Annotated in this window: 13 protein-coding genes; 12 read left to right on the forward strand and 1 reads right to left on the reverse strand. The window is 69.7% G+C overall.

Going from position 1 to position 11,653, the window contains the following annotated elements; translation table 11 throughout:
• Positions 1-15 precede the first annotated feature (15 nt).
• The 10 genes from BKA14_RS25965 to BKA14_RS26010 all read left to right on the forward strand — a co-directional run bounded on the left by BKA14_RS25965 (position 16) and on the right by BKA14_RS26010 (position 9,794).
• Positions 16-990: a GlxA family transcriptional regulator gene (locus tag BKA14_RS25965; RefSeq protein ID WP_239093509.1), complete on the forward strand. Its 975-nt coding sequence runs from the start codon at positions 16-18 to the stop codon at positions 988-990.
• 77 nt (positions 991-1,067) lie between these two features.
• Positions 1,068-2,735 (forward strand): GspE/PulE family protein, encoded by a 1,668-nt coding sequence (locus BKA14_RS25970; RefSeq protein ID WP_184953464.1) that lies wholly within the window; start codon positions 1,068-1,070, stop codon positions 2,733-2,735.
• Between the two features lie 119 nt (positions 2,736-2,854).
• Positions 2,855-3,994 (forward strand): type IV pilus twitching motility protein PilT, encoded by a 1,140-nt coding sequence (locus tag BKA14_RS25975; protein WP_239093512.1) that lies wholly within the window; start codon positions 2,855-2,857, stop codon positions 3,992-3,994.
• 4 nt (positions 3,995-3,998) lie between these two features.
• Positions 3,999-5,231 (forward strand): type II secretion system F family protein, encoded by a 1,233-nt coding sequence (locus tag BKA14_RS25980; RefSeq protein WP_184953465.1) that lies wholly within the window; start codon positions 3,999-4,001, stop codon positions 5,229-5,231.
• Between the two features lie 81 nt (positions 5,232-5,312).
• On the forward strand, positions 5,313-5,831 hold the full coding sequence (locus BKA14_RS25985; RefSeq protein ID WP_275412403.1) for a prepilin-type N-terminal cleavage/methylation domain-containing protein: 519 nt from the start codon (positions 5,313-5,315) through the stop codon (positions 5,829-5,831).
• Positions 5,832-5,901: 70 nt separating this feature from the next.
• Entirely contained in the window at positions 5,902-6,684 is a 783-nt protein-coding gene (locus BKA14_RS25990; protein WP_184953466.1) for a prepilin peptidase, read from the forward strand.
• A 32-nt stretch (positions 6,685-6,716) separates the two neighbouring features.
• Positions 6,717-7,742 (forward strand): type IV pilus assembly protein PilM, encoded by a 1,026-nt coding sequence (gene pilM / locus BKA14_RS25995; protein WP_184953467.1) that lies wholly within the window; start codon positions 6,717-6,719, stop codon positions 7,740-7,742.
• Positions 7,742-8,458, forward strand: a complete 717-nt coding sequence (locus tag BKA14_RS26000; RefSeq protein ID WP_184953468.1) for a PilN domain-containing protein — start codon at positions 7,742-7,744, stop codon at positions 8,456-8,458. The genes pilM and BKA14_RS26000 overlap by 1 nt, the downstream gene beginning before the upstream one ends.
• A complete protein-coding gene (locus BKA14_RS26005) occupies positions 8,458-9,063 on the forward strand; it encodes a type IV pilus inner membrane component PilO (RefSeq protein WP_184953469.1) in 606 nt (201 codons plus the stop codon). Before BKA14_RS26000 ends, BKA14_RS26005 begins: the two co-directional genes overlap by 1 nt.
• Before the next feature lie 77 nt (positions 9,064-9,140).
• A complete protein-coding gene (locus BKA14_RS26010; RefSeq protein ID WP_184953470.1) occupies positions 9,141-9,794 on the forward strand; it encodes a GntR family transcriptional regulator in 654 nt (217 codons plus the stop codon).
• Here the strand turns inward: BKA14_RS26010 and BKA14_RS26015 are convergent.
• A complete protein-coding gene (locus tag BKA14_RS26015) occupies positions 9,788-10,633 on the reverse strand; it encodes an LLM class flavin-dependent oxidoreductase (protein ID WP_184953471.1) in 846 nt (281 codons plus the stop codon). The two genes, BKA14_RS26010 and BKA14_RS26015, sit on opposite strands and share 7 nt — an antisense overlap.
• Positions 10,634-10,755: 122 nt before the next feature.
• On the opposite strand from BKA14_RS26015, the gene BKA14_RS26020 reads away from it, so the two are divergent.
• Positions 10,756-11,145: a response regulator transcription factor gene (locus tag BKA14_RS26020; protein ID WP_184953472.1), complete on the forward strand. Its 390-nt coding sequence runs from the start codon at positions 10,756-10,758 to the stop codon at positions 11,143-11,145.
• A 47-nt stretch (positions 11,146-11,192) separates the two neighbouring features.
• Positions 11,193-11,648, forward strand: a complete 456-nt coding sequence (locus tag BKA14_RS26025) for a response regulator (protein ID WP_184953473.1) — start codon at positions 11,193-11,195, stop codon at positions 11,646-11,648.
• The last annotated feature ends 5 nt before the right edge of the window (positions 11,649-11,653 follow it).

Here is an 11,653-nt window from a genome sequence, read left to right on the forward strand (position 1 = left end):
CGCAAGAATCGGGCCATGCCTGGCCACACGATCGCCGTTCTGCCCCTCGATGGCGTGGTCGCTTTCGACCTCGGCACCGCCACGCAGGTGTTCAACGCGGCCCGCGGCGCCGACAAGCAGAAGCTCTACACCATCCTGGTCTGCGGCACCGGCCCGGTCCGCAGCACGGCCGGGTTCACGGTCGTCCCCGATCACGACTTGAGCGCCCTCGAGATCGCCGACACGGTGATCGTGCCGGGAGTGGACGCCGGAAGCACCGTGACCGACGGCACGCTGCGGGCCGACGTACGGGAGGCTTTGCGCAAGGCGGCCACCCGTGGCGCGCGCATCGTCTCGATCTGCACGGGCGCCTCCGTGCTGGCCGCGGCGGGCCTGCTCGACGGTCGCCCGGCCGCCACCCACTGGCTCTGGGGTGAGCGCATCGGCCGGCTCTATCCGCAGGTCAGGTGGAATCTGGACGTGCTCTTCGTGGACGACGGTGACGTGCTCACCTCGGCCGGGGTGGGCGCCGGGGCCGACCTCTGCCTGCACATCGTGCGCAGTGATCACGGCGCCGAGGTGGCCAACCGCGCGGCCCGGCGCTGCGTGCTGCCGCCCTGGCGTGACGGCGGGCAGGCCCAGTTCATCGAGCGCCCGGTCCCGCACCCGGACGGCGCCGGCACCGCGCCGACCCGGGCCTGGGCGCTCGACCGGCTGGCCGAGCCGGTCGGCCTGGAGGAGATGGCCGAGCACGCCCGGATGAGCGTGCGCACCTTCACCAGGCGTTTTCGCGAGGAGACCGGCACCAGCCCGCGGCAGTGGATTCTGCGGCAGCGCATCGCCCACGCTCAGGTTCTGCTGGAGTCGACCGATCTGGGGGTCGAGACGGTGGCCCGGCGCTCGGGCCTGGGCAGCGCGACGGCGCTGCGGCAGCACCTGCAGGCGGCCATCGGCGTGGCGCCCACGGCCTATCGCCGCACCTTCCGGCAGCCGGTGTCGGCCACGTCATAACCCCGGCGAATCTCAGGTTTCGTCCCAGACGCCCGATAAGGATAGGCAAGCACTGCTTTGCCTAGACCAAGGACGTCATGGACCAGACCTTCCGCCCGCTGCTCGACGCTCTCAAGCAGATCGGGATCGATCCGCAAGCCGTCGACGCGGCCGCGGGGGAAGCGCAGCGCAGCGGCCGGTCCGTGCGCGCGGTCCTGATCAACGATCAGGTCGTCACCGAGGAGCAGCTGACCCAGGCGGCAGCCCTCGCGTTCGGCATCAACACGGTCGACCTGGTCAGCTTCACGCCCGACCCGGCCGCGCTCAAGAAGATCCCGCTGTCGGTCGTGCTGCGCCACCGGGTGCTCGGCATCTCGATGGCCGACGGCGAGCTCGTCGTCGGCGTCACCGATCCCGGCGACGTCGTCGCGCTGGACGACGTACGGGCCGCCACCGGCATGACCGTGCGCCCGGTGGTGGTGGCCCGCAGCGAGGTCCGCCGGATCATCGAGAAGCTGCAGCGTGAGTCGAGCGACCTGGGCGACCTGGGTGACGCGGAGGCCGACGCCCAGAACGACATGGCCGCGCAGGCCACGAGCACCGACGACGCGCCGATCGTGCGCTACGTCAACAGCCTGATCGAGCAGGCCGTCATGAACCGCGCCTCCGACCTGCACCTCGAGCCCACCGAGGACGACATGCGGGTCCGTTACCGCATCGACGGCGTGCTGCACGAGGTCGACCTGGTGCCGCGCGGCGTGATGGCGGCCCTCACGTCCCGCATCAAGATCATGTCGGGTGTCGACATCACCGAGAAGCGGGTGCCGCAGAACGGCCGCATCACCGCGCTCATCCGCGACCGCACGGTCGACCTGCGTACGGCCACGCTGCCCACGGTGTGGGGCGAGAAGCTCGTGCTGCGCGTGCTCGACACCGGCGGCATCGACCTCGACATGGAGAAGCTCGGGTTCACCCAGCACAACCTCGACCGCTTCTCGGGGTCGTTCACCAAGCCGCACGGCATGGTGCTGGTGACCGGCCCGACCGGTTCCGGCAAGTCGACCACGCTCTACGCCACCCTGGGCCGGATCAGCAAGCCCGAGGTCAACGTGATCACCGTGGAGGACCCGGTCGAGTACCGGCTCCGCGGCGTCAACCAGGTGCAGGTCAACGCCAAGGCCGGCCTGACGTTCGCGGCGGTGCTGCCGGCCATCCTGCGCTCCGACCCCGACGTCGTGCTGATCGGTGAGATCCGGGACGGCCACACCGCGCAGATCGCCGTCGAGGCGTCGCTGACCGGCCACCTCGTGCTCTCCACGCTGCACACGAACGACGCCCCGGGCGCGGTCACCCGTCTCACCGAGATGGGCATCGAGCCGTTCCTGGTCGGTTCGTCGCTCGACTGCGTGCTGGCCCAGCGGCTCTCCCGGCGGCTGTGCGACTGGTGCAAGGAGGCGTACGCCCCGACCGAGGAGGAACTGGTCGGCGCGCGCTGGCCCTTCGAGGACCTGGCCGTGCCGGAGGCGCTGTACCGCCCGGTGGGCTGCCGCAACTGCGCCAACACGGGCTATCGGGGCCGGATCGCGCTGCACGAGGTGATGCCGATCTCGCCCGAGATCGAGGCGCTGACCATCCGGCGGGCCTCGGCCGGTGAGATCCGCGAGGTGGCGCTCTACCAGGGCATGTACGACCTGCGCGCGGACGGGCTGGCCAAGGCGACGGGTGGGCTGACCTCGGTGCGTGAGGTCTCTCGCGTCGCGATCTAAGGACGTTACTGCGTACGGGAAAAGACCGCTCGAAAACGCGGGAAGAGCCCCTAAACAGGCCCGCGCCGGTGCCGAATTTAAGTGGCGTCCAAAAACCGACGATCGGATAGCCGGTGACGATGTATCAGACCGACCAGATGGTCCCTCAGCAGCAGGTGGCGGCGCCCCAGCCGGCCGCTCCCGCGCCGGGTGACCTGGCCGTGCTCAACCAGATGCTCGTCACCCTGGTCGAGTCGAAGGGCTCCGACCTGCATCTGACCGTCGGCACGCCGCCCATGATCCGGGTCAACGGCGGGTTGCGGCCCATCCCCGGCTACGGCAACTTGAACTCGGCCGACACCGCGCTGCTGGCCCGGGCCGCCGTCTCGGCCGAGCAGTGGCAGACGTTCCAGGACACCTCCGAGCTCGACTTCGCGCACAGCATCGTGGGCGTCTCCCGGTTCCGCGGCAACCTCTATATCCAGCGCAACTCGTGCGGCGCGGTCTTCCGGGCCATCCCCCACGAGATCAAGCCGCTGGACGAGCTGGGCATGCCCGACTCGGTGGCGCGGTTCGCCCACCTGCCGCGCGGCCTGGTGCTGGTGACCGGCCCGACCGGTTCCGGCAAGACCACGACCCTGGCCTCGATTCTCGACCTGGCCAACCGCAGCCGGGCCGACCACATCATCACCATCGAGGACCCGATCGAGTTCCTCCACCCGCACAAGCGCAGCGTGGTCAACCAGCGCGAGGTCGGCTCGGACACCGAGGACTTCGCCAGCGCGCTCAAGCACGCGCTGCGCCAGGACCCCGACATCATCCTGGTCGGTGAGCTGCGTGACCTGGAGACCACGGCGACCGCGCTGACCGCCGCCGAGACCGGTCACCTGGTGCTGGCGACGCTGCACACGCAGAGCGCCACCCAGACGATCGACCGCGTCATCGACATCTTCCCGCCGCACCAGCAGCTGCAGATCCGGGCCCAGCTGGCCGCCTCGCTGCAGGGTGTGGTCACCCAGGCGCTGGCGCCGCGCGCGGACAACAAGGGCCGGGCCGTGATCTGCGAGATCCTCACGGCCACGCCGGCCATCCGCAGCCTGATCCGCGAGGGCAAGTCGCACCAGATCCCCTCGTTCATGCAGGCGGGTGCGGGCGACGGCATGCTCGCGTTCGACCAGCACCTGGCCGAGAAGGTCCGCGAGCAGGTCGTGACGCTGCAGGCCGCCCTCGAGATCTGTCACTCGCAGGAAGAGCTCAAGCGACTCGTGGGACGGATGTGATCCGATGCCGGCCACCAAGGTCTATCGCTACAGCAGCATCGACAGCGCCGGTCATCGCGCCAAGGGCACCGTCGAGGCGCCGAACGAGACCGCGGCCGGCCATCTGCTGAAACAGCGGGGCGAGACCCCGCTGGAGCTGGTCGAGACCGGCAAGGGCCTGTCCATGGAGATCAAGCTCCCGGGCCTCGGCAACCGGGTCAAGCTCAAGGATCTCGCCGTCTTCTCGCGCCAGTTCGCCACCATGACCGCGTCCGGCATGTCCCTGCTGCGATCGCTGGCGATCCTCGAGGAGCAGTGCGCCTCGCCACCGCTCAAGCGCGCGCTGGGCGAGGTGCGCACCGACGTGGCCGGGGGCGCCTCGCTGTCCGGCTCGATGGCCAAGCACGACCGCATCTTCCCGCGCCTCGTGATCGCGATGGTCCGGGCCGGTGAGACCGGCGGCATGATCGACCGCGCCCTCGAGCAGGTCGCGGAGACCCTGGAGAAGGACACCGCGCTCCGCGGCAAGATCAAGAGCGCGATGACCTATCCGGCGATCGTGCTGTCGTTCACCTTCGTCCTCATCGCCGCGGTGCTCATCTTCATCGTGCCGATCTTCGAGGACATGTTCAAGAACCTCGGCGGCGAGCTGCCGGCGGTCACCCAGTTCCTGGTCGACGCAAGTAACAACATGTACTGGATCGGGCCGTCCGTCCTGGCCGTGGGCATCACGACGGCGATCCTCTACCGGCGCCAGCATCGCTCCAGCGCGGACTTCCGGCTCAAGGTCGACAAGATCAAGGTGCGCCTGCCGGTCTTCGGCTCGCTCTTCCGCAAGCTCGCCATGAGCCGCTTCTCCCGCAATCTGGGCCTGCTGCTCAACGTCGGCGTGCCGGTGATGCAGGCGCTGACCGTGGTCGGTGAGACCACCGGCAACGAAGTCATCAACGTGGCCATGAAGGACGTGCAGGCCGCCGTGCGCGACGGCCAGCCCATGTCCTCGGCCCTCCGGCACCACACGATCTTCCCGACCATGGTCACGCAGATGATCGAAGTCGGCGAAGAAAGCGGCCAAATCAGTCAGATGCTGGACAAGGTTGCCGATTTCTATGACAGGGAAGTCGACAGCGCTGCCGAATCCCTCACCGCCTCGATCGAACCGATCATGGTGCTCGTCATGGGCGCCATCGTGGGTGGAATGGTGATCTGTCTTTACATGCCGATGTTCACCATCGGTCAGAACCTGCAAAGCAACTGACCTGGCACGACCAGGCCGGACTCCCGCCGGCCGAACGGGCCCCCCGCCCGGCACCACCCGCCCGCCCCACCTTGACGCCCCATGGAGGCACCCCCAATGCAGGAAGCAATCAACCGGCTGCGAAACAAGAAGGACGATGAGGGCTTCACGCTCATCGAGCTCCTCGTGGTCGTGGTCATCATCGGTGTGCTGGTCGCGATCGCCGTGCCGGTCTACCTGAACTACCGCAAGGGTGCAGCCGACAAGTCGGCGCAGTCCGACCTGCGCGGCGCGGTGAGCACGATCGAGCAGTGGTACACCGACAACGGCAACTCGTACCCGACGGCGACCACGCTGAAGAACCAGAAGGCCAGCTTCAGCCTGAACACCACCGGCGCCCAGACCGCCGGCTCCCCCGGCTGGATCACGCTGTCGGACAAGTCGGAGCTGACCTACATCCCGACCGTGACCGGCACCGCCCCCAACCAGACCGCGTCCAGCTACCTGGTCTGTGCCACGAACGGCGGCGGCAGCGGCAAGGTCTACGTCTACGACAGCTCGGTCGGCGGTTCGGTCAAGGCGCTCACCAGCGCCAGCCCCAGCGTGACGACCTGCACGTAAGCAATCCGACCCGGGTGGCGCCCATCGCGGCGCCGCCCGGTCCGTCCCGTCGAGGCCGAGGAGGAACGCGATGCCGGTGATGCTCGTCGCCGTCGCCCTGCTCGGCCTCGCCGTGGGCTCGTTCCTCAACGTGGTCATCTATCGCGTGCCGCGGGACGAGTCGCTGGTCCATCCGCGCTCGCACTGCCCGGCCTGCGGGGTCGAGATCCGCAACCGGCACAACATCCCGGTGCTGGGCTGGCTGCTGCTGCGCGGCCGGTGCGCCGACTGCCGGGCCCCGATCAGCGCCCGCTACCCGCTCGTCGAGGCCGGCACCGCCGTCCTGTTCGTCGCGGTGGCGGCCCGGTTCGGCCTCTCCTGGGAGCTGCCGGCCTACCTCTACCTGGCGGCGATCTCGGTGGCCTTGGCCGCGATCGACCTCGACGTCATGCGTCTCCCCGACAAGATCGTCCTGCCCTCGTACGCGGTGGCCCTGGCTCTCATGGCCCCCGCGGTGATCGCGGCGGGCACCTGGTCGGCGGCCGGCCGGGCCCTGCTGGCGGCGGCCGTGCTCTACGTCGGCTACTTCATCCTGGCCGCGTTGCCGCGCGGGATGGGCGGCGGCGACCTCAAGCTCAGCCCGCTGATCGGCTTCTACCTGGGCTGGCTGGGCTGGAGCTCGGTGGCGATCGGCGCGTTCTCGGCGTTCCTGTTCGGCGGGGTCGTCGGCGCCGCGCTGATGCTGCTGCGCCGGGCCAACCGCAAGACCCGTATCCCGTTCGGTCCCTACATGCTCGCCGGCGCCTTCCTCGCGGTCTTCGCCGGCGCCCCCATCGCGCAGTGGTACTCGTCGCTGCTCGTGCCCACCGTCTGACCACCCCCACTCCCCTGCAAGGAAGGAAACCGATGGCTGGCGTCACCCCGATCGGCCTGGACATCGGCACGTCCTCCATCCGTGCCGTCGAGGTCCGCCGCGGCAAGGACGACTACTCGCTGTCCAACTTCGGCCAGGTGCCGCTGCCGCCCGGCGCGGTGCACGGCGGCGTCGTGCAGGACCAGGTGATGGTCACCTCGGCCCTCAAGCAGCTCTGGGCGGCCTGCAAGTTCGGCACCAAGAACGTCAGCATCGGCGTGACCAACCCGCAGCTGGTGGTGCGCGAGATGTCGGTCTCCAACCTGCCCGCCAAGGAGATGCGCCAGGCCCTGCCGTTCCAGGTCAAGGACGCGCTGCCGCTGGCCGTCGAGCGCTCGCTGCTGGACTTCTACCCGCTGGAGGACCCGGGCGACAACCCGACCGTACGGGGTCTGCTCATCGCCATGCCCAAGGAGGCGGTGATGAGCTCGGTGCACGCGGTCGAGAAGGCCGGCCTGCACGTCAAGGCGGTCGACCTGGCCTCGTTCGCCCTGCTGCGCGCCGCCTCCCGGCTGGACGCCCAGGTCGAGGCGATCGTCGACATCGGGCTCGACGTGACCAGCGTGGTCGTGCACGCCGACGGCGAACCGCTGATCGTACGGACCGTGCCCCGCGGCGGCCAGGAGATCACCGACAGCATCGCGTCCCGCCTGGGCATCCCGCTGCCCGAGGCCGAGGAGCTCAAGTGCCGGTACGGCCTGCACGGCGACGGCCGCGAGGACGGTGTGCAGGCCGCCGAGGAGGCGGTCCGCCCGCTGGTCAGCGAGCTGCGCAGCTCCTTCACCTACCTCGCCTCGGGTGAGCGGCAGAAGCAGGTGACCCGGCTCGCGCTCTGCGGCGGCAGCGCGCTGATGCCCGGCCTGGCCGAGCACCTCCAGAACGAACTGCGGATCACCGTCATGTACGCCGACGGCGCCAGCCGGCTGCGGGACACGCGCAAGGGCCGCGAACGCGGCTTCGACAGCTTCGTGCCCTCGGCCGCGGTGTCGATCGGCCTGACCCTGGGAGCGGCAGCCTGATGACCACGACGCAAACCTCCCTGATGCCGGTCGACCCGGCCGTCTCACCGGCCCAGGCGTCACGCGTCCTGGCGATCCGGGCCAACCTGCTGCCCGACGAGATCACCGCGGGCCGCAACGCGCGGCGTACCCGCAGCCTGCTGATCGCCACCGTGCTCGCGGTGATCGCGGGCCTCGGCGGCTGGTACGTCTACGCCGTACAGAACCTCGACAGCGCGACCGAGAACCTGACGTCGGCCACCGACTCTGTCGCCAAGGCGCAGAACGACAAGAAGAAGTACGCGGGCGTCACCGGCATCATCTCCGACCGGGATCAGGTCAAGGCCGACCTCAAGACGCTGATGGCCAACGACCTGCCCTGGGCCAAGACCACCGACACCCTGCGCAGCACCGCCGCGGCCGCCAACGTCACGGTCAAGGACATGGGGGCCAACGTCGTCCTGGACGCCGCCGCCCCGGCCGCCGACGGCAAAGCGGCCGCGGCCACCGAGCGGACGGTAGCCATGATCAATCTGACCGGCCAGGCGCCCGACAAGACCGACGTCGCCGTGTTCGTCGACAAGCTGGCCGGCCTCAAGGGCTTCGCCGACCCGTACGTGACCAGCGTGTCCAAGAACGGCGAGGAGAAGTGGGACTACGCCCTCTCCGTCAAGGTCACGTCGGCCGCGCTGTGCGGCCGCTTCACCACGGCCTGCGCCGCCACCGGAGGGAACTGATGGACGCCCGTCGCACCGACCGGATCTGGCTCATCGGCGGGATCGTAGCCATCGTGATCATCGTGGCGGCGGCCTGGCTGCTCGCCATCTCGCCCAAGTTCGCCGAGGCCGACACCGTGCAGACCGAGGCCGACGACACCGTCATCCAGCTCACCAAGCTGAAGAAGGACGTGGCCGCGCTCAAGGAGCAGGACGCGAAGAAGACCACCTACCAGGCGCAGCTCGACACGCTTGTGAAGAACCTGCCCGAGACGTACGGTCAGCCGGCCTTCATCCGCTCCCTCAAGGACGCGGGCACCCGCAGCGGCGTCGAGGTGACCGTCCTGTCGGCCGGCACCACCCTCCAGTCGGGGACCGTGGCCACGGCGGCCGAGATGCCCCTGGCGGTGACCGCGAGCGGCACGGCCGCCAACATGAGCCGGTTCCTGACCCAGATGCAGCAGATCCAGCCGCGGGCGGTGCTCGTCAGCACCATCAACCTCGGTGCCGGCGAGGACGAGGCGCAGGTCTCCGCGAGCCTGACGCTGACCGCCTTCTGCACCACCTCGGAGTTGGCCGACAGCGCCAAGTCGGACCGCACCGACCGCTGCCGGATCGCGGGCTGACCTCGGGCCCACCGGCGCGCGGGTGAACACCGGCGGGTGGGACGACACTCCATTGTCACCCTGAGTACGCTGCCCGTATGTCTTACGCGGTCCCACCGACCCGTACCGCAGCGGTCGTCCGCCAGCTGCGCAACGAGATCGTCACCGGCGAGCTGCCCCCGGGCACGCTCATCAAGGACGCCGAGCTCGCTGCGCGGCTGGGAGTCAGCATCACCCCCGTACGCGAGGCTATTGCCCAGCTCAGCGTCGAGGGCCTGATCGACATCGCGCCCAACCGCACCCGGCACGTCACCAAGGTCACCCAGAAGAACGCGCTCGAGCTGATAGACGTGATGAGCGTGCTGGCCTGCGCCGGTTTCGAGTGGGGGGTCGACAACCTGACCGACACCCACATCGGGCTGCTGCGCCAGCGGCAGAAGGAGTTCATCGACGCCCTGGCCGCGGGCAACGTGCTCGCGGCCGGTGCGGCCGGGGCCGACTTCAGCACGATCATCATCCTGGCCAGCGGCAACCGTGAGCTGCAGTCCATGGTGGACCTGGTGGTCGCGCGCACGATGCGAATCCTCGCCATGACCGCCGAGAGCGACCTCTGGAACAGCTGGATCTCCGGCCACGACGCGATCCTGCAACTGCTCGAGGAGGGCGACCGCAAGGGCGCGCTGGCACGCTACCGGCAGATATACGTCGACTACCGCACGCAGGTCGAGCGCGAACTCTTCGTCGATCAGTGAGTGCGTAGCAGCTCGGCCACTCCGTCGAGGGCCGGCCGGCGCACGGCGAAGCGGGTGATTCCCCACCGGCTTTCCAGGTCACGCAGCTTGGCCGCGATCTCGTCGAGCGTCCCGGCCAGCACGTACGGGCAGGCGATCAGATCGTCCTCGTCGGCGTCGACCTCTTTCGCGTACGCGGAGTAGGCGGCACCGGCGTCGTCGGTCACCTCGAACCGCTGCACCAGCGCCTCCACCGGGATCCCGCCGCACAGCTCGACCTGCGCGTCCACTTGCTCGCGGCGCCACCTCGTCTCGTGCGAGTGCCCGTCGTCCAACGTGCGGCCCAGCCCCGACAACCCGATCAGGTCGGCGTGCGAGGCCGCCCAGCGCAGCAGCCGCGTGTTGCCGCCCCCGATGAGCAGAGGCACCTTTTCCTGTACGGGCCGGGGCCGCTCCAGGCCCTCCCCGGCGAGCATGCGGGTGGCCGCCTCGGCCACCGCGATGCAGTGGTCGATCCGCCCCCGTACGGCGGGCCGCACCCGGCCCACCGCGGCCCACTCGGCCGGCGTGTGCCCGGCGCCCAGCCCCAGCACGGCCCGGCCGTCCGAGACGACGTCGAGCGTGGCCACGTCCACGGCGATCAGCATCGGCTCCCGCACGCCGGCGTTCGTGACGTACGAGCCCAGACGGATGCGTGAGGTCACCGCGGCCGCCGCGGCCAGCGCGACGAACGGGGCGGCACACGAACCCGGGTGGTCCGCCACGTAGAGCGACTCGAAACCGGCCTCCTCGGCCCGGCGGGCGGTGTCCAGCCAACCGGCGGCGGTGTCGGGCAGGGCTTGCAGCGCGAAGGTGACCATGCGCCCGATCCTCACCCGGACCTGTCCGCATTGCCCAGACCTTTTCGCGCCCGGCGAATTCGCAACCCGCCCGCAACCGTGATCTTCCTCGCGCGGACACCGGCCGCGCCGATGGGCGGATCGTGACCCCCGATCTGGTCCTCGTCGCCGAGGACGACCCCGACATCCGCGACCTGCTGACCGTCACCCTGGAATCCGCCGGGTTCCGGGCCGTGGCGGCCAAGGACGGACACACCGCGGCCCGCATTCTCACCGTCGCCCGCCCGATCGCCCTCATCACCGACGTCCGGATGCCCGCCCTCAACGGCATGGAACTGTGCCAGCTGGCCCGGCGCGACCCGGCCTCCCGCGACACCGCGATCCTCATGATCTCGTCGCACACCCACATGTTCGACATCGACGCCGGCCTGAGCTCCGGCGCCGACCGCTACCTGCCCAAACCGTTGTCCCCCAGGCGGCTGGTAGCCGAGCTGCGCGAGCTGATCGCCGCCCGCGGGCTGACCCGCGACTGAACCGCCGAGACCCACGAGCCGTTTCCCGAACCAGGAGGTAGACAGAAATGACCGCGCTTCTCGCCCCGCCGACGGAATCCGATGCCTTCACCCGCGCGATGTCCTCCGGACCGATCACGGCTCCCCTGTCGCCCAGCGTGCTCATCGCCGACGACGATGACGACGTGCGCGACGTCATCGAATACCGCCTGCAGGTGGCCGGCTACCGCACGATGACCGCCGACAACGGCCGGTCCGCGCTCAACCTGGCCATCGAACGCCGGCCCCGCGTGATCATCCTGGACGTCACGATGCCGCAGATCGACGGTCTGACCGTCTGCAACCGGCTGCACGCGAGCCCGGCCACGGCCGAGATCCCCGTACTGATGATCAGCGGCAACGGCCGCCCCACCGACCTCGAACTCGGCTTCTCCGCGGGCGCCGACGACTACCTGCCCAAGCCCTTCAGCACGCGCGAAATGATGCGCCGGGTCAGCTGGCTGCTGCTTTCCGCAGGTCGGTGACCTCG

Origin of the sequence: Paractinoplanes abujensis (assembly GCF_014204895.1) — a bacterium.
GTDB lineage: Bacteria > Actinomycetota > Actinomycetes > Mycobacteriales > Micromonosporaceae > Actinoplanes > Actinoplanes abujensis.